The sequence below is a fragment of the Nonomuraea salmonea genome, assembly GCF_042428605.1.
In the GTDB taxonomy this organism is placed as follows: Bacteria; Actinomycetota; Actinomycetes; order Streptosporangiales; family Streptosporangiaceae; genus Nonomuraea; species Nonomuraea salmonea.
On sequence record NZ_JBHMCF010000029.1, the window covers coordinates 206,532 to 228,242 of the forward strand.

Genomic DNA, 21,711 nt, shown 5'->3' on the forward strand with positions numbered 1-21,711 from the left:
GCGAACATCGACTCGGGGGGATGGACATGCATGATCTGTGGTTCGGCGCGTTCCTGTCGCCGGAGGCCGAGGGGCGCGAGCGGCTGCTGCGCCACGTGACGCTGGCCGACCGGCTCGGCCTGGACCTGGTCGGGGTCCAGGACCATCCGTACCAGGCGGGGTTCCTGGACACCTGGACGCTGCTGTCGGTGATCGCGGCCCGCACCGAGCGGATCCGGCTGGTCCCCGACGTGGTCAACCTGCCGCTGCGGCCCCCGGCCGTGCTGGCGCGCGCCGCCGCCTCGCTCGACCTGCTCAGCGGCGGCCGGGTGGAGCTGGGGCTGGGCGCGGGGGCGTTCTGGGACGCGATCGCCGCGATGGGCGGGCGCCGCCTGTCGCCTGGCGAGTCGATCGAGGCGCTGGCCGAGGCCGTCACGGTGCTGCGGGCGCTCTGGACGCCGGGCGACCCCGTCGTGTTCGAGGGCAACCATCACCGGCTCGCCGGAGCAGCGCCCGGGCCGTTCCCCGCGCATCCGATCGGCATCTGGATCGGCGCGATCAAGCGCAGGATGCTGGAGCTGACCGGGCGGATGGGCGACGGCTGGCTGCCGTCCTCCTTCTACAGCCCGCCCGGCGCGGTGGCCCGCCAGGCGAAGGTGCTGGACGCCGCCGCCGAGGACGCGGGGCGCGACCCGGCCGGCATCCGCCGGATCTACAACGTGGGCGGGACGTTCTCGCCGCTGCCGGGGCGCGGGTTCCTCGACGGGCCCGCCGCGCTGTGGGCCGAGCAGCTGACGGAGCTGGTGTTCGAGGTGGGGATGACCGGGTTCGTGCTGGCGCCAGGCGAGGACGCCGAGCGTGACCTGCGCACGTTCGCCGAAGAGGTGGCGCCCGCCGTACGCGAGGCCGTGGCCAAGGAACGCGGCGAACCCGAGCCCGTCGCCGAGCGGCCCGTCACGCTCACCCCGCTCGACGACCTCGACGAGACGGGCCGGCCGCACGCGCCCAAGCAGGACCCGGCGGCGCTGACGCCCGAGCAGCTGCGTCTGGGCCGTCACCTCGTGCAGGTGCACGACGGCTACCGGCAGGAGCTGCGGCAGGTCCAGGACGCGGTGGAGCAGGTGGCCGCGGGCCACGCCGACACCGGCGCGCTGCGCTCGGCGATCAACCGGCTGAGCGTGCGGCAGAACCATTGGACGCTCGGCACGTTCTGCGCCACGTTCAACCGGCTGCTGACCGTGCACCACACGATCGAGGACGAGTCGATGTTCCCCGCCGTCCTGGAGCGCGACTCGACGCTGGCGCCGGTGGTCAAGAAGCTGGAGCAGGAGCACGAGGTGATCGCCGAGCTGCTCGACCGGCTCGACGCCGCGTGCGTGGCGCTGCTGGCGGACCAGGCCGCGATCGAGCAGGTCAGGGCCGAGGTGGACCGGCTGGTGCGGGTGCTGTCGTCGCATTTCGCGTACGAGGAGGAGGAGCTGGTCGAGCCGATCGCCCGGCTAGGCATCCGCATCTGAGCGCCGCTCAGGCGCGGTCGTGCTCCGCGTGCGCACGGCGCAGCAGCGCGACCAGCCGCTCGTCCGCGGCGAGGTCGCGGTGCTTGGGCGGCAGGTCGGCCAGCCTGGCCTCCTCGGCGAGCAGCCGCCGGTAGATCTCCTCGCGCACCTCGGGGTCGTGCTCGACGTCCAGGTACTGCTGGGCGTGCCGGCGCACCACCGACACCACGTTGCGGGCCCGGCCCCTGGGGCTGGCCAGCGAGGCGACCACGGTGACCAGCAGCACGCCGATGATCACCGTCAGGGACAGCCCGGTGCTGATCTCGACCACCTTCACCGGCTGCCCGTCGTTGACGAACGGCACGTTGTTCTCGTGCAGCGCGTGCAGGATCAGCTTGACGCCGATGAAACCGAGAATGGCGGCCAGGCCGTAGCTGAGGTAGATGAGCCGGTCGAGCAGGCCGTCGATGAGGAAGTAGAGCTGGCGCAGGCCCAGCAGGGAGAACGCGGTCGCGGTGAAGACGATGTAGACGTTCTGGGTGAGGCCGAAGATGGCGGGGATCGAGTCGAGCGCGAACAGGATGTCGGTGCCGCCGATGGCGATCATGACGAGCAGCATCGGGGTCATCACCCGGCGCCCGTCCCGTACGGTGAACAACTTGTCGCCGTCGTACTCGTCGCTCGTCCGCAGCAGCCTGCGGGCCACCCGCACCATGAGGTTGTCGGGCGAGTGGCTCTCCTCCCCCTCCGGCCTGAGCAGGTTGCCCGCCGTGAGCAGCAGGATGAGGCCGAAGACGTAGAACACCCAGGCGAACAGGTTGATCAGCGCGGCCCCGACCAGGATGAACCCCGTCCGCGCGAGCAGCGAGAACACGATGCCGAACAGCAGCGCCTTCTGCTGGTCGGCGCGCGGCACCTTGAAGCTGCCCATGATGACGAGGAAGACGAACAGGTTGTCCACCGAGAGCGCCTTCTCGGTGACGTAACCGGCGAAATACTCGGTGCCCGCGTCCGAGCCGCCGAACCACCACACGCCGACGCCGAACAGCAGCGCGATGCCGACGTACAGGGCGGACCAGACGGCCGCCTCGCGCAGGGTGGGCACGTGCGCCTGGCGGACGTGGAAGAAGAAGTCGAACGCCAGCAGCGCGACGATGCCCAGGATCGTCAGCCACCACACCGCTGCGGATACGTCCATCGGGCTCCCCCACGGGTGCCGGGCATCGTGAGGGCTTGCGCCGGCCTTGCGCGTACTGGTCGTCGCAGGTGGTACCCGGAACGGCGGGCTCCGAACTCGATAGCCTCGCGGATAAAGCCCACGGAGAGGACGTTTCGGGTGTCACACCACGTCATCGTCATCGGCGGCGGCATCGCCGGCGCGAGCGCCGCCTTCGCGCTGGCCCGGCGGGGAGCGGCCGTCACGGTCGTCGACTCGGGCCTGGCCGGGCAGGCCACCGCGGCGGGCGCGGGCATCATCTCGCCGTGGATCTCCACGGTCGAGGGCCCGTTCTACGACCTGTACGCCGCCGGCGCCGCCTACTACCCGGAACTCATCGAGCTGCTGGCGGAGGCGGGGGTGCGGCGTACCGACCACCGGCGGACCGGTTCGCTGCTCGTCCACGAGGACCCGGCGCGGCTGGCCGAGGCGCGGGCCCGCGTGGAGGCGCGCGCCCGCACGGCCGGCGCGATCGTCGGCGACGTGCGAAGTCTCGACAGCGACGAGGTACGCGCGCTGGTCCCCGTGCTCGCGCCCGGCCTCGAAGGCGTGCTCGTCACCGGCGGCGGCCGGGTGGACGGCCGCACCCTGCGGGACGCCCTGCTCCAGGGCGCGGCCCACTACGGCGCCCGCCGGGTGAGCGGCGAGGCCAGGCTGCTGCCCCGCCCGCAGGGGGCGCCGGAGGTCGAGGTGCGCTCAGAAGTGGGCTCAGGAGTGGGCTCAGAACGGCTGGCGGCCGACGACGTGCTGGTGGCCGCGGGCGCGTGGACGAACCGGCTGCTCGAACCGTACGGCGTGCGCGTGCCCGTCGAGCCGCAGCGCGGCCAGATCACCCACCTGCGCCTCGACGGCGTCGACACCGGTGGCTGGCCGTCGGTGCACCCGATGTCCCACCACTACCTGGTGGGCTTCGACGACTCGCGGGTGGCGGTGGGGGCGACCAGGGAGACCGGCAGCGGGTTCGACGCGCGGGTGACCGCGCAGGGCCAGTGGCAGGTCCTCTCGGACGCCCTCCGCCTCGCCCCCGGGCTCGCCGGCGCCACGCTCATCGAGACCCGGGTGGGGCTGCGCCCGCTCCCGTCGGAGGACCTCCCGATCGCGGGCGCGCTGCCGGGGTCTCCCGGGGTGCACGTCGTGACGGGCTTCGGGGCGGCGGGACTGACGATGGGCCCGTACGTGGGGGCCGCCATGGCCCGCGCCATCCTGGACGGCCGTCCCGCCCCCGAGCTCGCCGCCGTCGCGATGACCCGGTGACGGAGTGCCATGACCGAGCCGGCGTTCGACGCCGAAGGTCTCTTCGACGACGACTACCTCCACTTCTTCGCCGAGCAGCTCGACGCCCGCGCCGACGCCGACGCCGCCCTGATCTGGCGGCTGCTCGACCTGCGGCCTGACCAGGAGGCGGATCGCGATCGACCTCAACAACTACGCGGCCGTCGTCCGCGGCTACCAGGCGTCCACCGTGGTCGAGCGCGGCGGCGACCTGGTCGTCGAGCGGCACCGCCTCGATCTGGAGACCGGCAGGAACGTGGTCGAGCGGACGATCGTCCGCGACGGACACGTCAGGACGGTTCCCTCCTTCGTGCGGCTGTTCACCTTTCCCGAGGTGCGGGACCTGATGCTCGCCGCCGGGTTCACGAGCGTTCATGCCTTCGGCGCGGAGGGCGGGCCGCTGACGATCGACAGCCGGCGGATGATCGTGGTCGCCGGACGCTGACGCGCCGGGGCCGGGTGGTCCGCACGCTGACGCGCCGGGGCCGGGTGGCCCGCACGCTGACGCGCCGGGGCCGGGTGGCCCGGGCGCGTCGGGCCGTCAGGTACGGCGGCCGGGGTCGGTCCCGTCGTAGCCGAGCAGGCGCATGGCGGTGTCCGGGTCCATCGCGGCGGCCAGGAACTGGGCGCGGGCGTGCGCCTGGTCGCGTTCCCGCTCCGCCTTGGCCTGGGCCGTACGGATGCCCTTGACTGCCGCGTACGCCAGCCCGGCGCCCACGAGCACCCCGACGATCACCACGAACAGCAGGAGCAGCAGGCCCGGTGAGGCGATGCCGGGCGCGGTCACCGCGCCGCCCCCGCCGCCGGCCCCGCTGACGGCCGGGGTGGTGCCCGTGCGGTCCGCCACGGCGCCGGTCCTGCCGGTGGCGCCCGACAGCACGCCCGTGACGGCCAGCGCGGTGAGCAGGGACAGCGCCACGAGCGCCAGCAGGCTCCCGACGACCAGCCACACCCTCCGCCCACGTCCCGGCCCCCCGCTCACCGCGACGGGCGGCTGAGCGACGGGCACTTGGGCGACGGGCTGGGCGAGCGGCGGCCCCGCGGCGGCCCACGGCACGAACTGGGGCCGCTCCGACGGCTCCCCGCCGGACCCGGCGGGCGGCGCGATGGCCGGACCATATACGGCGGGCGTCACGACCGGCCCTTTCGAGCCGTCCAGATAGGGCGGGGCGATGGCAGGACCGGCCGGGCCGTGAGCGGCCGGCGGTGCGATGGCCGTGCCGTACGCGGTGGGCGGGGTGGCGGGCGGGGTGGCGGCGGGGCCGTACGCGGTGGGCGGGGTGGTGGCCGGGCCGTACGCGGTGGGCGGGGTGGTGGGGGTCGGTGGGGCCGCGTCCAGGGCGCCCACCGGGGTGGGGAGGGTGCGGGCGATCGGGCTGTGGTCCTTGTGGGCCTGGGCGGCGTCCCTGTGGTACTCCTCCAGCTCCTCGTAGAACGCGTCCGAGGCGTACACCGTGCCGTCGATCAGCGGGCCGCGCTCGCCGCGGACGACCGCCACGACGTCGTCACCGTTGAGCGTCCTGTGCGTCTCCAGCGCGTGCGCGAGGCACAGCACCTCGCGCCGGTGCCGCCGCAGCAGTTCCTCGGTCTGATCGAGCAGCCGCACGAGGGTGAACTCGATGCGCTCCCCCAGCACGTCGGGCGTCAGGTCGGGCGGACGCCCGGCCGGCTCGCGGTCGGTGATGCCGATGGCGCCGCCGCCCGGCCTGCGCACCGCCTTGCCGCCCATGATCTCCAGCTCCTGGAGCGCGGGCAGGGAGGTGACGCCGGAGCCCATCCCCCAGTACGACTCCATCATGGCCGTCAGGTACGTGGCGGAGTAGAGGTCGCCGGAGACCCCGGAGGAGTTGTCCTCGCCGAAGAACATCCGCTCGCCGGCCAGGGAGGCCAGGGAGACCATGATGTCGGCCTCGTGCTCGGACTTCCACCGGGTGAACTGGTCCTCGGGCTTGATCGAGGCGACCATCCCGAGGTAGTCGGCGCCCTTCTCGATGGTGGCGATGTCGATCTCGAGGTGGAAGCGGGTCACGTACGCGACGACGGCGTGGCACGCCTCGTGCACGGCCACGGCGTGCCGCTCGCGCTCGATGTACTCGACGTCCTCGGGCGGCCCGAGCTGCTTGAGCCGCTTGGCGCGCAGCACGTCGGACCAGGTGATGATCTCCCTGCCGTCCCTGATGGCGGTGATGAGCGACTCGTTGACCAGGTCCTTGATGGTGGCGCCGGTGGCGTACGGGGTGATGGTGGCGAGCTTGTCGATCTGCTCGGCGGTCAGCTCGTGCGACACCTTGTCGAAGTAGCCCTGGTACGTGCGCACCCGCCCGGCCTTGGACGGGTAGCCGACCTTGTAGATGCGGTCGATGCGGCCGGGCCGCAGCAGCGCCTCGTCGAGCGCGTCGGGCCGGTTCGTGGCCATCATGACGAGGATGCGGTATTTGGGCGGCGGCTTGGGGCGCATGCCGAGCAGCCGGCGTACCAGGCGGTTGAAGAAGCCGCGCGGTTTCTTCAGCCCGGACAGCTCGGTGAGCAGGGCCTGCAGGGTGCCGGGGTCGCCGCTGTTCATCATGCCGCCGCCCAGGAAGAACCGGCTGCTCCGCTCAGGCTCCGGGTCGGCATGGCGGCCGGGGCGGAACGCGAGCACTTGCCGGGTGGGCTCGGACAGATAGGTCATGCCGTGACAGGCGGAGAAGCCGCCGCCCTGCCCGGGCGGCCCCTGCTGGGCGAGGCGGCCGCGCTTGCCGAGCGATTCGGCCTCGTCGAAGAAGACGATGACGCCGCCGTAGCGCAGCGCGAGCTTGCGCAGCTTCCTGAACAGGCCCTTGACCTTGAGGATGCCGATGCCCATGAACATGTTCGTGAACGCGCCCGGGTCCACGAACACGTACGGCTTGCCGGTCTCCCCGGCCACGGCCTCGGCCATGAGGGTCTTGCCGGTGCCGGGCGGCCCCCACAGCAGCAGGCCGCTCGGCACGTACCCGCCGCGCCGTTCGATCTCGTCGGGCCGTTCGAGGAAGACGATGTTCTCGCGGACCCGCTCGACGACGTGGTCCTGCCCCCACACGTCGTGGAAGCGGGTCTTGATGTCGTCGGGGAAGTACGTCTCGACGCCGCCCCTGGACAGGAACCAGAACAGCCCGACGAACTGGATGATGATGAAGAAGAACAGGAAGAGGATCTGGAAGAAGAACGGCAGGGCCTGCCACACCAGCGCCGGCGCCTGTAGCAGCGCGGCGAACGGGCTGACGTCGAGCACCGCGCCGAGCACGAGCGCGACCAGCGTGACGAAGAACGCGATCTTCAGCGCCCTGGCGAGCCGGAAGCGCGTCCAGTCGTCGAGGCGGAGGTGCGTCCAGCGTTCGAACCCGCCGAAGACCGTCCTGCTCCAGAAGCGGTGGTAGCCGGGTGAGCGCTCACTGATGAGGAAGTGGGCCTGCCTGACGATCTCCGCGCCGAGCAGCCAGAAGATCCACTGGTACGGCCGCGCGACGCTCCGCGCCGCCTCGGGGAAGCTGATGATGCCCTCGAAGTCCGCCATCACCTTCCAGGTGAGGACGAGGTAGGCCAGCACGAGGACGATGAGGAACTTGCTCCGGTCCCAGAACTGCATCTTCTTCCTGGTCACGGAGTCCGGGTCGGTCGGGCCGCTGCCGGGCGCGCGCAGCCCTTCGTGGTGGGTGGTCGTCATGGACAGGCTCCCTCATCCAGGCAGCCGGAGCAGCTTGAAAGAACTCGCGATCTTGTCGAACTCGGCGGCGCGCTCGCGGTAGCAGGTCGAGCGGCAGCCGATGAGCATGACGGAGACCGTGGCGCCCTTCTCGTCGAGGATGGCGGTGTGGTCGAACGTCTGGACGTACGCGCCGATCTGGTAGTTGAAGCGGACGTGCACGCCTCTGGCGCCGCCGTCCAGGCTGAGGACGTCGTCGCCGATGGGTTCGAAGCGGTTGAACAGGGGCGCCTGGCCGGTCGCCATGGCCTGCCGCGCGTAGAGCGCGCGCGTCTGCTCGGTCACCGGCAGGATGAAGTCCCGCAGCAGGTTGAGGGAGATCGCGTCGCGCTGCTCGGCGGTGAGCCGGTGCACGGTGGCGTAGACGAACGGGTCGCCCGAGCCGAGCAGGTGGGCGACCGAGGGTTGAGCCGACTGGTCGAAGGCCGTCGACCAGACCCGCTGGGCCCGCAGCAGCGCCGCCTGCGAGTGGGGGTGGTCGCCCGACAGGTACAGCTCGATGGGGTACGCGTCGAGCTGCTTGAAGGAGGCCGGCACCTTGAAGTAGGTGGTGCCGCTCTTGTCCCTTACGTAGGTGAACTCCGGCTGCCCGCACGCGGACAGCGTCAGGATCGCGGCCAACAGCGCGATCAACCCCCGTGTCTTTTTCACCAGGGCTTACCTCCGCTTAGCGGACCGACGGAGTGGTTGTGCCCGCTTTCTGGTGAAATGAGGCCCGATGTACAGGAGTAAATCTTGACCAAATCTTGGCCGTAGATTGGCTTTACTTGTGACAGATCGGCCGGGGCCGCCCTCGAAGCCGGTTGCTCGGGGCTCCAACGTTCATGCAACCTCCCATTGGTTCATCTCGGGAAGTAGCGAAAGATATGAGGATCCCTTCCGACACCCGCGGAGTGAACAATGACAGAGCCCGCCATGGAGACCGTCGACTCCTTCGGCATGACGGCCGAGCGGCTGTTCGCCGAGGTCTGGTCGCGCCCGGTGCTGTCGGTCAGGGAGCGCCGGTTGCTCCTGCTCGGCCTGCTGGTCGGTCAGGGCCTGCACGAGGCTACCGAGATCCAGCTCGACGTGGCCCTGCGCGCCGGCGAGCTGAACGAGTCGGAGCTGCGCGAAGTCGTGGTCTTCCTCACCCACTACGCCGGATGGGCCCGTGGCGCGAAGCTGAACGACCAGGTGGAGTCGTTGATCGAGCGGGTCAGGCGGGATCGACGCGATAGAGCGGACCCCTCAGGCTGAGCGCGTAGAGCTCGCCGTCGGGGCCCTCGCCGAACGACGACAACTGCTCCACCTCGCCCACCCCGGCCGCGGCGTCGAGATCGTCCACGGGCGCGGCCTTCACCCATCCGGCGCAGAAGTCGCCGTACAGGAAGTGGCCGCGCAGCCACGGGATCTTCGTGCCGCGGTAGACGTGACCGGCGATGACCGAGCAGTTGCTGCCCTCCTGCAGCGAATAGACGATCACCGGCTCGACCAGATCGGCGGCCTCGCCGTCGCGGAACGGGCTCCTGCCCTCGCGCAGGTTCCAGCCGTAGTTGGCGCCGCCCTTCGAGCCGGCCGGCTCGCGGTCGACCTCCTCCCAGGCGTTCTGGCCGACGTCGCCGATCCACAGGTCGCCGCTCTCGCGGTCGAAGGTGAAGCGCCAGGGGTTGCGCAGCCCGTACGCCCAGATCTCCGGCCGCGCGCCGGACCTGCCGACGAACGGGTTGTCGCGCGGCACCGCGTACGGCTCGTCGCCGCGCGGGTCGATGCGCAGGATCTTGCCCAGCAGCGTGCCCAGGTCCTGGCCGTTGCCCTCGGGGTCGCCGCCGCTGCCGCCGTCGCCGAGCGCGATGTAGAGGTGGCCGTCAGGGCCGAAGGCGAGCTGGCCGCCGTTGTGGTTGGCGTAGGGCTGGTCGACCTTGAGGACGTCGCGCCTGGCGGTGGCCTTGGAGCCGTCGTAGGCCCACTCGGTGACGTGGGTGTCGCCCTGGGCGTCGGTCCAGTCGAGGTAGAGCCAGCGGCCCGAGGGGTGGAAGGCCACGCCGAGCAGGCCCTGCTCGTTGCCGGTGCTGACCTCGCGGGACAGGTCGACCACCGTCGCGCCGTCGGAGGTGCGCAGCCGGCCGGTCTGCTCGGCGACGTAGAGGCGGTCGTCGTCCTTGCGCACGGCCATCGCCACCGGCTGCTCCAGCGTGGCGATCTCGGTGAACCGCAGCTCGCCGCTGGACGACGGCGAGGACGACGGCGAGGGGGTGGCGGCCTCGGAGCTCGCGGAGCTCTGAGCCGCCGACGGCGTCACAGGGGCCGGGGCGGCCGGCGTGCAGGCCAGCAGGGCAGCGGGCAGGAGCGCGAACGAGAACACGGCCACGACGAGGCGCACGGCCCTCATCCTGCCACGAACGTTAGGGTTCAGACATGCCTACCGCACTGATCACCGGCGCCACCTCAGGAATCGGCGCCGCTTTCGCCCGGCGCCTGGCCGCCGACGCCTATTCGCTCGTCCTCGTGGCCCGCGACGAGCTCCGCCTGATCCGCACCGCCGACCAGCTCAAGCTGAGGTACGGCGTGCCGGTCGAGGTGCTGCCCGCCGACCTGGCGACGGACGAGGGCCTGGCCAAGGTCGAGTCGCGGCTGCGCGACGGCGTCGATCTGCTGATCAACAACGCCGGGTTCGGCAACCCCGGCCATTTCCCCGACGTGCCGGTCGAGCGCGAGGCGCGCATGCTCAAGGTGCACTGCGAGGCGGTGCTGAGGCTGACGCTGGCGGCGCTGCCCGGCATGCGCGAGCGCGAGCGCGGTGCGATCGTGAACGTGGCGTCGGTGGCGGCGTTCTTCACGCGGGGCACCTACAGCGCCTCGAAGGCGTGGGTGGTGAACTTCAGCGAGTCGGCCGCCGCCGAGCTGCGCGACCCGCGTATCAAGATCATGGCGTTGTGCCCGGGTTTCGTCAGGACGGAGTTCCACCAGCGGGCCTCGATGGACTCCTCGACCATCCCCGGCTTCATGTGGCTCAAGGCCGACGACGTGGTGCGCGACGCGATGCGCGACCTCGCGCTCGGCAAGCGGGTCTCGATCCCCGACCTGCGCTACAAGGCCGTCGTGGCGATCGGGCGGCTCATCCCGCGCAGCGTGCAGGCGATGGTGTCGCAGCGGATCGGCCGCTGACGATCGGACGCTGACAAAGCTGACGATCGGCCGCTGACAAAGCCGAAGATCGGACGCTGGCAAAAAGGCGGGCCCCCGCCGCGGGAGGGGGTCGCGGTGGGGGCCCGGACGGTCGCGGGCGTCGCCCGCGGCCGGGAATGGGAGGTCAGCGCCTCAGCGGTTGGCCTCGTGGCCGATGGCCAGACCCGAGGACGAGTCGAAGAAGTGCAGGTTGTGCGTGTCGACGACCAGGTCGATCTGCTGGCCGGGGCGCACGTGGCTGCGGGCGTTGACGCGGGCGGTCCACAGGGACTTGTCGCCCGCCAGCGGCAGCGTGCTGTCCTCGTCGTCACCGGCGTCGGCGGCGGCCACGGTGTCCTTGTGCTCGACCGGCGGGGCGTCGATCAGGAACAGGACGTTGATCTCGGAGCCCAGCTCCTCGGTGACCTCCGCCTTGACGGGCAGCGTGGCCCAGCCGTTGGCGTGGTTGCCGGCGGAGGCGGCGTCCTCGAAGTCGGAGGGGCGGATGCCGAGGATGATCTTCTTGCCGACGTACTGGTCGAGGCCCGGCTTCTCGGAGAAGGTCGACTCGGGGATCGACAGCTTGATGTCGGCGAAGGTCACCGCGGCGCCGCCGTCGCCGCGCACCAGCTCGGCGGTGACGAAGTTCATCGCGGGCGAGCCCATGAAGCCGGCCACGAACAGGTTGACGGGCTTGTCGAACAGGTTCTGCGGGGTGTCGACCTGCTGCAGGATGCCGTCGCGCAGCACGCAGACGCGGTCGCCGAGGGTCATGGCCTCGACCTGGTCGTGCGTGACGTAGACGGTGGTGACGCCGAGGCGCTCGTGCATCTGGTTGAGCGAGGCGCGCATGGAGACACGGAGCTTGGCGTCCAGGTTGGACAGCGGCTCGTCCATGAGGAACGCCTGCGGCTCACGCACGATGGCGCGGCCCATGGCGACACGCTGACGCTGACCACCGGAGAGAGCGGCCGGCTTGCGCTTGAGGTAGGTCTCCAGGCCGAGCATCTTGGCGGCCTCGTTGACCCGCTTCTGGATCTCCGGCTTCGGCATCTTGCGAAGCTTGAGGCCGAAGGCGAGGTTCTCCTCGACCGTCATGTGCGGGTAGAGCGCGTAGTTCTGGAAGACCATCGCGATGTCGCGGTCCTTCGGCGGAAGGTGGTTGACCACCTTGTCGCCGATGGCGATCTCGCCGCCGCTGATGTCCTCCAGGCCCGCGATCATCCGGAGCGCGGTCGACTTACCGCAACCGGACGGGCCGACGAGCACCATGAACTCGCCGTCCTTGATTTCAAGGTTGAGTCCGTTCACGGCCTTGACGCCACCGGCGTAGACCTTGTCGACGTTCGTCAGAACGATGGATGCCATGACATTCCTTCGCGCTCCAGGGCTGTAGCCCGGATGTTGGTCCCGTTTCCCACTCACGTGGATACGTTTTCAAGCATCTCACCCGAAACGGACATGAGTGTCAAGGGTTACGGCGTGACCAGCCCTTGTTCTTCGCACATCTTCCTCTTTACCGGAAACCATGATGGAATCGTTTCCATGGAGAAGCGGGCGACCATCAAGGATGTGGCCGAGGCGGCCGGCGTGGGCGTCGCCACCGTCTCCCGGGTGCTGTCCGGCGGCTCGGCCAGCCCGCAGACCCGCGAGCGCGTCCTGGCCGTCGCGGCGCAGCTCGACTACCGCCCCAGCGCGCTCGGGCGCAACCTGCGCCAGCGCCGCACCGGCGGCATGGGCCTGCTCGTGCCCGACCTGACCGACACCTTCCACGCCCAGCTCGCCGAGGGCGTGCTCGCCTGCGCCCGCTCGGCCGGCGAGCCGGTCGTGCTCGGCTCCACGGCGGGCGACCCCGAGCAGGAGTCCGAGCTGATCGGCATGCTGCTGGAGCAGAGCGTCGACCGGCTCATCGCGGTCCCGTCGGGCGACGAGGAGAGCTGGGCGCCGGCGCTCCGCGCGGGCATGACGGTGGTCTTCGCCGACCGGCTGCCCGCCGTGCCGTCCGCCGATGACGACGACCCGGCGGTGCGGGCGGTCAACGACCTCATGCTGCTCGACGGCGCCGCCCCCGCCCCCGCGCGGCCCCGGTCGCTGGACGTGCCGTCCGTGACGGCCGACGACCGGTCAGGCATCCGTACGGCGGTGCGCTACCTGCGCGGCCTCGGCCACCGGCGCATCGCGTTCATCGGCGGGCCCGGCCATGACCGGCGGGCCGCGGCGTTCAGGGAGGCGGTGGGCGAGCCGGTGGACGAGGAGCTGATCGTGTTCGGCACCGGCAGCCGCGACTCCGCCTACGCCGCCGCCTCCGGCCTGTTCCAGAGCCGTCCCGACCTGTCGGCCGTGGTCGCGGGCGGCAACGTGCTCGGCGAGGCGGCCGTGCTCGCGGCCAGGGAGCTCGACCTGCGGGTGCCGCGCGACGTCTCGCTCATCATGTACGACGACGTCCCCTGGGCCGAGCTGTGCTCACCACCGCTGACCGTCGTCGCCCAGCCGGGGCGCGACATGGGCTATCGGGCGGCCGAGCTGGTGCTGCGGTCGGGCGGCCGGCGTCCGCGCTCGGTGGTGCTGCCCACGCAGCTGATCGTGCGCGGCAGCTGCGGCCCCCGCCACTGAGCCCCTTTCGCCGCGCGGCCCCTTTCAGCTGCGGCCTCCGCCACTGAGCCCCTCTCATCTCGCGGCCCCTTTCAGCTGCGGCCTCCGCCACTGAGGCCCTTTCAGCTCGCGGCGCGCCATGGCCTTCTTACCCGGCGCCGCCCGTGTAGCGGCGGGGCAGGACCAGCACCGGGTTGTCGTCCAGGATCACCTCGGGCGGGCCGAACCTGGCCGCCGCCCGCCTGATCTCCGGCTCGTCGAGCAGCAGCAGCCGCCCGTGCTCGACGAACAGCTCGCCGTCCACCACCACGGTCGGCCGGTCCACCTGGCAGTCGCAGTGGGCGAAGCCGGGCCCGCTGGTCACCGGCAGGCCGCCGGTCAGCCCGTCGAGCCCGCAGTAGAAGGCGCCCGCGTGCTTCTCCCGCTCGAACTGGGTGCCGCCGGCCAGCCGCACCTTCGGGTTGAGCCCGAACAGCGCGTGCCGCATGTAGAAGCCCTCGGGCGCGTACCTGCGCAGCTGCGCGGCGGCGGCGCCGCCCTCGATCTTGCGGACCAGGTTGCCTTCGAGCGTGATGCGCAGCGGCTCCTCGGGGACGCCGGTGACGGTGGAGTCCTCGACGACGAGCATGCCCTCGGTCTCGGTGGGCCAGAAGTTGACGCCCCCGTACGGGAACGGCCGCCAGTCGCCCGGCCGCAGCCCGCCCGGCCCCGGGTCCTCGAAGGTGAACCCGGCGAACGTCAGGTCGGTGCCCCGCGCCGAGGTCACCCTGATCGAGGAGGCCGTGGCGAGCTGCCGCAGCGCCCTGGCCACGAGCGCGTAGAAGACCTCGACCGGCAGCCTGGCCCCGGTCAGCAGCGCGCCCGCCGTGGCCGTCATGTGCAGCGACACGAACCGGGCCGAGCGCGCCCTGATCTGGTCGAAGAACAGCGGCTCGCTGTGCACCTCGCCCCACCAGGTGCCGCCGATCACCACGTCCGCCTCGTGGAAGGCGGCCGTCTCGATCTGCAGCGGCGCCTCGCGGTCCCACCCGCCCGCGCTGAACGGCGGCACCGACAGGATGCGCACGTCCGCGTCGCGCATCGCGGCCGCGGCGGCGATGGCCTGCACGACCACCGGGTCCACCGTGTGCTCCATCATCAGCAGCACCCGGTCGCCCGGAGCGACCCGGGCGTATTCGCACAGGTTGCGCGCGCCGGGCATCAGCTCGACGATCGCGTACGGCGACACGGAGGGCTCGGCGGCGTAGGTGAAGGGCGATCCCGCGTACGGGTTGCCGGCGTACGGATTGATCGTCATCACGCTCCCCTGCGGGCCGGACCAGCGACAATGGGGATGACTACCCACCGGCCGGCGCGCGTAGCGTCATGACTTCGTAACGCTTGGCGACCGCCGCGTCAGAGCAGCTTCTCGATCGCCGCGACGACCGCCGGGTCGTCGGGCGTGATGCGGGGGCGGAAGCGGGCCACGACCCGGCCCTCGCCGTCCACGAGGAACTTCTCGAAGTTCCACTGCACGTCGCCGGCCTCGCCCTGCTCGTCGGCCGCCTGGGTCAGCTCGGCGTAGAGCGGGTGCCGGCCCGGGCCGTTGACGTCGGCCTTCTCCAGGAGCGGGAAGTCCACGCCGTACGTGGCGGAGCAGAACTGCTGGATCTCCTCGGCGGTGCCGGGCTCCTGGCCGGCGAACTGGTTGCAGGGCATGCCGACGACGGTGAAGCCGCGGGGGCCGTACTGGCGCTGGAGCTCGACGAGGGCGGCGTACTGAGGGGTCAGGCCGCAGCGGGAGGCCACGTTCACGATCAGGGCGGGGCCGCCGGAGGCGAGGGCGCCGAGCGTGGCGGGGGCGTCGTCGAGGGTGCGGAGCGGGATGTCACTGAGGCTCATGATCCGACCCTACAGAACGAGTCAGGGCCAGATTTGTGACACAGTCCTCATTTTTCGGACAAATCCCCTGAAGAAGGTATATATCGTGATCTTTACTGACGATCTTCGTTTTCTTGGTCAATTCGCTGTCAAGGGAAACGCTCGGGCACTGTGGCGCGGTCCATGAACCCCCTCGAAAGGGAACCCGCATGCCCATGCTCCGCCGTACCGGCGTCCTGGTGCTGACCGCCACGCTCGTGGCGGCCGGCGGCGCCTCGGCCGCACAGGCGCAGAGCTCCCAGACCAGCGGCAGGAACAAGTCCATCGCTCGGACCATGGTGGCCAAGCGAGGCTGGGACATCGGCCAGTACAGGTGCCTGGTGAAACTCTGGACCCGCGAGAGCGGCTGGAACCACCGCGCAGGCAACCGCAGCTCAGGCGCCTACGGCATCCCGCAGGCGCTGCCCGGCCACAAGATGGCCTCCTCCGGGCGCGACTGGCGCACCAACCCGCGCACGCAGATCCACTGGGGGCTCGGCTACATCAAGCAGCGCTACAAGTCGCCGTGCCGGGCCTGGGGCCACTTCCAGTCCCACCATTGGTACTGAGCCAAACCCCAGGCTCGCGCGCTTTTTTCGGCAAGCCCCGCCCAGCCGGGAGACGGGCCGGGCAATCCCGCTCCAGCGAGCGGGCCTTTTATCCGCAACGAACACACAAACACCCGTCCTTCGCGTGTCACTGTAAGTGACCGATGGTGACTGTGCGTAATAGGAATCGTGCTAAAGGACACGTCGCGGTGCCCTCCGGGCCGCCCAGCACGATCGGGCGGTAACAGGATCCCGGAGGGCCACGCGGACCCTCCGCGCCCGAGCCACGGGCGCGGGCAGGCAGGGCGCGCGCCGAGCGCGCCCGTCCGCACGCGGCCCGATGGCAAGGATCGAATTGGACAGCACACGCGTGCTCACGGGCACACTCATCACCGTCAGCGCATTCACCGTCATCGGCGCCACTCCGGCCAGGGCCGAGACCATGCCGATGCCGATCAAGACCAGGACCTGGACCACGTCGGCCCAGCCGAAGATCACGGCCGTCCGGCCGGAGAACAGGAACAAGAAGATCGCCCTGGGGCACGTCGTCCAGCGCTCGTGGAACCTGCGCGAGTTCCGCTGCCTCGACAACCTGTGGACCAGGGAGAGCGGCTGGAACCACCGGGCACGTAACAGCTCATCCGGCGCGTACGGCATCCCGCAGGCCCTCCCGGCCGGCAAGATGCGCGGCGCGGGCCGCGACTGGAAGCACAACCCGGAGACACAGATCCGGTGGGGCCTGGCCTACATCAAGGGGAGGTACGGCAGGCCTTGCGGCGCCTGGGGACACTTCAGATCGCACAACTGGTACTAGGAGGCCAGGAGGGCATCCGGTGCCGTACCACTACCGGGTGCCCTCCCTGCGCCCAGCCCGCTCCTCGACGGCCCTGATCAACATGTCCAGCCCGAACTCGAACTCCGCCTCGTGATCGCACTCCCCCAGCGGCCCCGCCAGTGACGTCACCTCGGGGAACAGCACGGGATCGACCCCGTCCGCGCTGATCGTCCTGGTCTGCGCCGGCGCGAACGTCGGCGTCACCCCCACCTCCCGCAGCAGCGAGCCCACGATGTAGGCGATGAACATGCGCAGCACCCGCACCGCGTCGGCCCCGTCGAACCCCGCCTCACGCAGCGTCGCCAGCGCCCGCTCGACCGGCAGCAGCCCGGCCGTGGAGTGCAGCTGCCTGCTGACCACCAGCATCGTGCAGCGCGGGTAGTGGTGGGCGATCTGCCGGAACGCCCGCGCCTGCCCGCGTACGCGCTCGCTCCACGGCGACTCGGGGTCGTCCGTGAACTCGATCTCGCTCAGCACCGCCTCGGCGACCCCGTCGAGCAAGGCGTCCTTGTTGGGCACATGGTTGTAGAGCGACATCACGCCGACCCCCAGCCCGGCCGCGACCCGCCGCATGGAGATCGCATCGGCGCCCTCCCGCTCGATCAGCTCGACGGCGGCGGCGACGATACGCGCTCGGGAAAGAGGCTCAGTGGGCATGACTCATTCTAGGAACGCGATCACCCCACACTCCGGCAGACTGTGACGAGTGCGGCACCTGCTGACCTATCGCGACGCCGTCGCCCTTCTGGGCGGCCCCACAGCGATCTCGGGTCTCCTCGACAAAGGCTCGTCCCTGGCGCTGTTCGGACTCGGCGAGATCGACCTGTTCGACGCCCGCGCCGAGGCGGTGCGGCTCGGCGACACTTTCCTGCGCCGCATGCGCGACAAGGTCAAGGGCCTGAGCCGGTACGACACCACGCAACGGCTGACGGCGGCCCACACGGTCATCGTGATGGTCGCCTATCTGGAAGCGCTAGCCGAGACGGACGTGCTCCGCGAACTGACCCTCGATGACCAACGCCGCGTCCTCGGCACGGATGGCCCGTTGCACCTCCTGGCCGACGACCTCGACCTGCTGGCCCCAGGTGTCGCCGACGCTTACGAGAACGTGGTGGGGGTCTTCCGTCTCTACTACCGCGCGGTCACCAACACGCTGCTCGACGTCCTGGCCGGGCTCGCGTGCTGGGACCGCTGGGACGAAACCACACGGCAACGGCTGCGTGACGAGACACCGGTCCGAGCGCTGCGCCGCTACGAGGAGCTGTTCCGCCGGATGGCCGCCGAGTTCCCCGAGGTGACCTGCTGGATCGACCGCACCGACCATCAGGCCACCAGGGCCGAGGTCAGGAAGCTGGGGCACGGCCTGGCCGGGATCGAGCGGCGGCTGGCCGCGCTCCCGCAGGTTCGTGGCTTGCCTGACCGCCTCACCGCGCTCATCACATCGAATCGGGCCGCACTACGCCGCCCGATGATGTCCTCCACCCGCACACCCCCGGGAATGACTCTCCCCTTGCTCGAACAGGGCTACGTCGACCCGAAATATCGTCTGCATCCGAACATCCCGTTCGTGTCCGCCGAGGAGGTATGGGCGCAGGTCGATCACCGCGACGACCTCACGTCCTTCTTGGCCGCCTACCTGACGCAACCTCTGGCCGCCGAGGCGCCGCTGCTCGTGCTGGGGCAGCCGGGTGCGGGCAAGTCCGTACTGACCCGCGTGCTTGCCGCCCGCCTCCCGGCGAGCGAGTTCCTCGCGCTCAGGGTCGAGTTGCGCGGCGTGCCGGCGGACGCCGACGTTCTCGCGCAGATCGAATACGGCATCAGGGCCGCGCTCGACGAGGACATGTCGTGGCCGGACTTCGTGCACGCGGGCGGAGGCGCGCTCCCGGTGGTCATGCTGGACGGCTTCGACGAACTGCTCCAGGCGACAGGTGTCAACCAGAGCGACTACCTGGAGCGGGTCGCCGAGTTCCAGCGCACCCAAGCCGAGAAGGGCCGGGCGCTCGCCGTCATCGTCACCTCAAGGACGGCGGTCGCGGATCGGGCCCGGGTGCCGGAGAACTCCTACGTCATTCGCCTGGAGCCGTTCGACGAGGACCAGATAGAGCAGTGGGTCACCGTCTGGAACAAGGCCAACCAGGCATATTTTCGCGACCGCGACCTGCAGCCCATGCCCCTCGAAAGAGTGCTCGCCGTGCCGAAGCTGGCCGGTCAGCCGCTCCTGCTGTCCTTGCTGGCCCTCTACGACGCCGACGCCAACGCGCTGCGTCTCATGCGCGAGGACCTGCCCGAGGCCGAGCTCTACGAGCGCCTCCTGCACGGTTTCGCGGCCCGGGAGGTCGCCAAGACCCGCCCAGGGCTGCCGGACGACGAGCTCGAACGGGCGGTGGAGGACGAGCTGCTGCGGCTGTCGGTGACGGCGTTCGCGATGTTCAACCGCGGCCGGCAGTGGATCGCGGACGCCGACCTGGACGCGGACCTGCACGTACTGCTGCCGGACTCACCAGAGAAGAGCGGAGGATCCGGTTTCCGCCGCCGGTTGACGCAGGCGGAAGGCGTGATCGGCGGGTTCTTCTTCATTCACACCACCCAGGCGCTGCGCGACCACGAACGCCTCAGGACGTACGAGTTCCTGCACGCCACCTTCGGCGAATACCTGGTGGCCCGCCTCGTGGCCAGGGAGCTGGCGGACATGGCGGAGCAGCTGGCCTTCGCCGAGTCGCGCCGCCGCCCGGCCACCCCCGACGACGGCTTCCTGCACGCCCTGCTGTCCTTCGCCGCGCTGGCGGGCCGCGCACCCACGGTGGACTTCCTGGCCCACCGCCTGACGAGCGACCTCACGGAGGACCGGCGCGAGATCCTCAAGAGGCACCTGTGCGAGCTGTTCGCGCGGGCGCTGCAGGCCAGGCCGGGTTCGGCGTACGACGCCTACCAGCCCACCCGAGCGGACGTGACCGCCCGCTGCGCCGCCCACGCCGCGAACCTGATGCTGCTCGCGGTCCTTACGGCCGACGGCCCGGTGACGGGGGCCGGGCTGTTCGGGAGCGCCCAGCCGGAGCAGGCGAACGAGCTGTGGCGCAGGATGACCCGCCTGTGGCACTCCCAGCTCACCAGGGCCGAGTGGGACGCGCTGATCCGCACGGTCAAGGTCCGCCACGAGCTGCGCGACGGGGTCAGGACGCTGGAGGTGACGTTCGAGCGGGACGCCGAGATCGACGTGGCGGACCTGGTCTTCTTCACCTGGCCGGGCGAGGGGCCGCAGCCGGCCCGCAGGATGCGGTCGAGCGGCTCGATCCCCATGCGCGAGATCGCCTTCCGCGACGACACGCTGCTCGGTCACCTGTACGCCGCCCTCCTCCCCTACGCGGCGGACGTCGATCCGACGCTGGAGTCGTACCCGCGCTCCCCCGTGGCGCTGCTGCTCGACCTCCTGCTGAGCGAGACGCCGGACACCGGACGGTACGCCGTCGCGCTGGCGGAGGGCCCGACCTGGAAGTACGTGGACCAGGTGCTGCGCAGGCTGGCGGAGGACGCCCGCGTGCTGCCCGGCCGCGACGTGCTCACCCTCATGCGGACGGCCGCCCGCCGCTGGTCGGGGCCGGACCGGCTGCAGCGGATCCACGAGGTGCTGAGCGCGCGCCCCGACGTCGACGAGCGCGTCAAGGTGCAGGCGGGCCTAATCGCGGGGCAAGCGGAGGACGAGCCGCGTCTGCGGCCCTTCGATGGTCAGCTCTCCGCCGTGCTCCCTCGCGATGTCCCGGGCGATCGGCAGCCCTAGGCCGCTGCCGCCGAGGTCGCGCGAGCGGGTCCCGTCGAGGCGGGTGAAGCGTTCGAACACCTGCTCCCGCTTCTCCTCGGGGATGCCGGGCCCGTCGTCCACCACTTCGAGCACCGCCTCGTCCCCGCTGCCCCGCACGTGCACCTCCACCTTGGAGTCGCCGTAGCGGTCGGCGTTGGACAGCAGGTTGGTCAGGACGCGGGCCAGCCGCAGCCGGTTGCCGCGCACGTGCACGCCGGGCTCGGCGCGTACGGTGACGGGCAGCCGGGAGGGTCGCCGCGCGACCTCGTCCTCGACCAGGCGGCCGAGGTCGAGGCGTTTCTTCTTGACCGGTGCCCTGGCGTCCAGGCGGGCCATGAGCAGCAGGTCCTGCACGATGTCGGCGAGCCGCTGCGCGTCGGCCAGCGCGGCCCGCCAGTCGTCCTCGCCACGCTCGTGCAGCCCGTCCTCCAGCCGCACCATCAGCCCGGCGATGGGGGTGCGCAGCTCGTGGGAGGCGTCGGAGACGAAGCGCCGGTGCCGCTCCACGGCGTCCTCCAGCCGGTCGAGCGTCTCGTTGACGGTGGCGGCCAGCTCGGCCACCTCGTCGCGCGAATCGGGCACCGCGACGCGGGAGCTGAGGTCCTCGGCGCTGATCCTCTGCAGGCCCTGCCTGATCTGCTCGACGGGGGCGAGCACGCGGCCGACGCCGTACCAGGTGCCCCAGGCCATCAGCGCCAGCAGCAGCGCGGAGGAGCCGAAGAGCATGACCCGCAGGTACGGCGAGTGCAGCAGGAACGGCTCGCGGACGGCCGCGTAGGCGACGACGGGGCCGTAGACGGTGGCGCGGTTGCTGGTGCCGACGACGGCGAGGCAGCCCTCGGGCCGGCACTCCCGGGTCTCGACCTGCGAGTCACCGCCGGTGGGCCGAGCCCGGGTGATCGGTGGCTCGCCGAGCAGGCCCGCGCTGGCGGCGACCACGCGGCCCTTGTAGTCGACGATCTGCAGCAGCCCGATGCCGCCCGTCGGCGGGATGGGGTCCTCGAAGCGCTGGGTGTCGATGATCGTGGTGAGGTGCCTGCTGGCGGTGGCGGCCTGCGCGACCAGGTCGGCGCGGGCCCTGGACGGCCACGTCGCCGAGAGCAGGGCCGCTCCGCCCAGCAGGAGGACGCCGAACGACGCCACCGTCGCGAGCGTCATCCGAGCCCTGATGGAGCGGCCGTGCACCATGTGTCCGACTGTGCCACGCGGG

18 protein-coding genes are annotated in these 21,711 nt (G+C 71.1%); 9 read left to right on the plus strand and 9 right to left on the minus strand.

Annotation, left to right across the window (positions count from 1 at the left end; genetic code table 11):
• Nucleotides 1-20 precede the first annotated feature (20 nt).
• Nucleotides 21-1,496: an LLM class flavin-dependent oxidoreductase gene (locus ACFFR3_RS25065; RefSeq protein WP_379483939.1), complete on the plus strand. Its 1,476-nt coding sequence runs from the start codon at nt 21-23 to the stop codon at nt 1,494-1,496.
• 7 nt (nt 1,497-1,503) lie between these two features.
• On the opposite strand, the gene ACFFR3_RS25070 is transcribed toward ACFFR3_RS25065, so the two are convergent.
• Nucleotides 1,504-2,673, minus strand: coding sequence for a TerC family protein (locus ACFFR3_RS25070; protein ID WP_345387049.1), 1,170 nt, complete (start codon nt 2,671-2,673; stop codon nt 1,504-1,506).
• Between the two features lie 138 nt (nt 2,674-2,811).
• Here ACFFR3_RS25070 and ACFFR3_RS25075 point away from each other — a divergent pair, with 138 nt between their 5' ends.
• Nucleotides 2,812-3,945 (plus strand): NAD(P)/FAD-dependent oxidoreductase, encoded by a 1,134-nt coding sequence (locus ACFFR3_RS25075; RefSeq protein WP_379483940.1) that lies wholly within the window; start codon nt 2,812-2,814, stop codon nt 3,943-3,945.
• A gap of 208 nt (nt 3,946-4,153) precedes the next feature.
• Nucleotides 4,154-4,408, plus strand: a complete 255-nt coding sequence (locus tag ACFFR3_RS25080; RefSeq protein ID WP_345387051.1) for a hypothetical protein — start codon at nt 4,154-4,156, stop codon at nt 4,406-4,408.
• Nucleotides 4,409-4,504: 96 nt separating this feature from the next.
• Here the strand turns inward: ACFFR3_RS25080 and ACFFR3_RS25085 are convergent, their stop codons facing one another.
• Nucleotides 4,505-7,648, minus strand: a complete 3,144-nt coding sequence (locus ACFFR3_RS25085) for an AAA family ATPase (RefSeq protein ID WP_379483941.1) — start codon at nt 7,646-7,648, stop codon at nt 4,505-4,507.
• Between the two features lie 12 nt (nt 7,649-7,660).
• Nucleotides 7,661-8,338 carry an LptM family lipoprotein gene (locus ACFFR3_RS25090; protein WP_364364091.1) on the minus strand — a complete coding sequence of 226 codons (678 nt, stop codon included), beginning with the start codon at nt 8,336-8,338 and terminating at the stop codon, nt 7,661-7,663.
• A gap of 249 nt (nt 8,339-8,587) precedes the next feature.
• Between ACFFR3_RS25090 and ACFFR3_RS25095 the strand changes: the two genes are divergently transcribed.
• Nucleotides 8,588-8,923: a carboxymuconolactone decarboxylase family protein gene (locus tag ACFFR3_RS25095; protein WP_345387059.1), complete on the plus strand. Its 336-nt coding sequence runs from the start codon at nt 8,588-8,590 to the stop codon at nt 8,921-8,923.
• Here ACFFR3_RS25095 and ACFFR3_RS25100 read toward each other — a convergent pair.
• Nucleotides 8,883-10,046, minus strand: a complete 1,164-nt coding sequence (locus ACFFR3_RS25100; protein WP_379483942.1) for a PQQ-dependent sugar dehydrogenase — start codon at nt 10,044-10,046, stop codon at nt 8,883-8,885. The genes ACFFR3_RS25095 and ACFFR3_RS25100 overlap by 41 nt on opposite strands.
• Nucleotides 10,047-10,081: 35 nt before the next feature.
• On the opposite strand from ACFFR3_RS25100, the gene ACFFR3_RS25105 reads away from it, so the two are divergent.
• Nucleotides 10,082-10,831, plus strand: a complete 750-nt coding sequence (locus ACFFR3_RS25105; RefSeq protein ID WP_345387061.1) for an SDR family NAD(P)-dependent oxidoreductase — start codon at nt 10,082-10,084, stop codon at nt 10,829-10,831.
• A 153-nt stretch (nt 10,832-10,984) separates the two neighbouring features.
• Here the strand turns inward: ACFFR3_RS25105 and ACFFR3_RS25110 are convergent, their stop codons facing one another.
• A complete protein-coding gene (locus tag ACFFR3_RS25110; RefSeq protein ID WP_345387063.1) occupies nt 10,985-12,199 on the minus strand; it encodes an ABC transporter ATP-binding protein in 1,215 nt (404 codons plus the stop codon).
• Nucleotides 12,200-12,376: 177 nt separating this feature from the next.
• Here ACFFR3_RS25110 and ACFFR3_RS25115 point away from each other — a divergent pair, with 177 nt between their 5' ends.
• Nucleotides 12,377-13,444 carry a LacI family DNA-binding transcriptional regulator gene (locus ACFFR3_RS25115; protein WP_364364081.1) on the plus strand — a complete coding sequence of 356 codons (1,068 nt, stop codon included), beginning with the start codon at nt 12,377-12,379 and terminating at the stop codon, nt 13,442-13,444.
• Between the two features lie 127 nt (nt 13,445-13,571).
• On the opposite strand, the gene ACFFR3_RS25120 is transcribed toward ACFFR3_RS25115, so the two are convergent.
• Together ACFFR3_RS25120 and ACFFR3_RS25125 are read right to left on the minus strand one after the other, a co-directional pair.
• Nucleotides 13,572-14,720 carry a 2,5-dihydroxypyridine 5,6-dioxygenase NicX family protein gene (locus tag ACFFR3_RS25120; protein ID WP_364364078.1) on the minus strand — a complete coding sequence of 383 codons (1,149 nt, stop codon included), beginning with the start codon at nt 14,718-14,720 and terminating at the stop codon, nt 13,572-13,574.
• A gap of 98 nt (nt 14,721-14,818) precedes the next feature.
• Nucleotides 14,819-15,304 carry a glutathione peroxidase gene (locus ACFFR3_RS25125; protein WP_379483943.1) on the minus strand — a complete coding sequence of 162 codons (486 nt, stop codon included), beginning with the start codon at nt 15,302-15,304 and terminating at the stop codon, nt 14,819-14,821.
• 188 nt (nt 15,305-15,492) lie between these two features.
• Here ACFFR3_RS25125 and ACFFR3_RS25130 point away from each other — a divergent pair, with 188 nt between their 5' ends.
• On the plus strand, nt 15,493-15,891 hold the full coding sequence (locus tag ACFFR3_RS25130) for an aggregation-promoting factor C-terminal-like domain-containing protein (RefSeq protein ID WP_345387068.1): 399 nt from the start codon (nt 15,493-15,495) through the stop codon (nt 15,889-15,891).
• 334 nt (nt 15,892-16,225) lie between these two features.
• Nucleotides 16,226-16,684, plus strand: coding sequence for an aggregation-promoting factor C-terminal-like domain-containing protein (locus tag ACFFR3_RS25135; protein ID WP_345387070.1), 459 nt, complete (start codon nt 16,226-16,228; stop codon nt 16,682-16,684).
• Between the two features lie 30 nt (nt 16,685-16,714).
• On the opposite strand, the gene ACFFR3_RS25140 is transcribed toward ACFFR3_RS25135, so the two are convergent.
• Nucleotides 16,715-17,362: a TetR/AcrR family transcriptional regulator gene (locus ACFFR3_RS25140; protein ID WP_364364070.1), complete on the minus strand. Its 648-nt coding sequence runs from the start codon at nt 17,360-17,362 to the stop codon at nt 16,715-16,717.
• Between the two features lie 49 nt (nt 17,363-17,411).
• Here ACFFR3_RS25140 and ACFFR3_RS25145 point away from each other — a divergent pair, with 49 nt between their 5' ends.
• Nucleotides 17,412-20,480 (plus strand): NACHT domain-containing protein, encoded by a 3,069-nt coding sequence (locus ACFFR3_RS25145; protein WP_379483944.1) that lies wholly within the window; start codon nt 17,412-17,414, stop codon nt 20,478-20,480.
• Here the strand turns inward: ACFFR3_RS25145 and ACFFR3_RS25150 are convergent.
• Nucleotides 20,379-21,689 (minus strand): sensor histidine kinase, encoded by a 1,311-nt coding sequence (locus tag ACFFR3_RS25150; RefSeq protein ID WP_379483945.1) that lies wholly within the window; start codon nt 21,687-21,689, stop codon nt 20,379-20,381. The genes ACFFR3_RS25145 and ACFFR3_RS25150 overlap by 102 nt on opposite strands.
• Between the last annotated feature and the right edge of the window lie 22 nt (nt 21,690-21,711).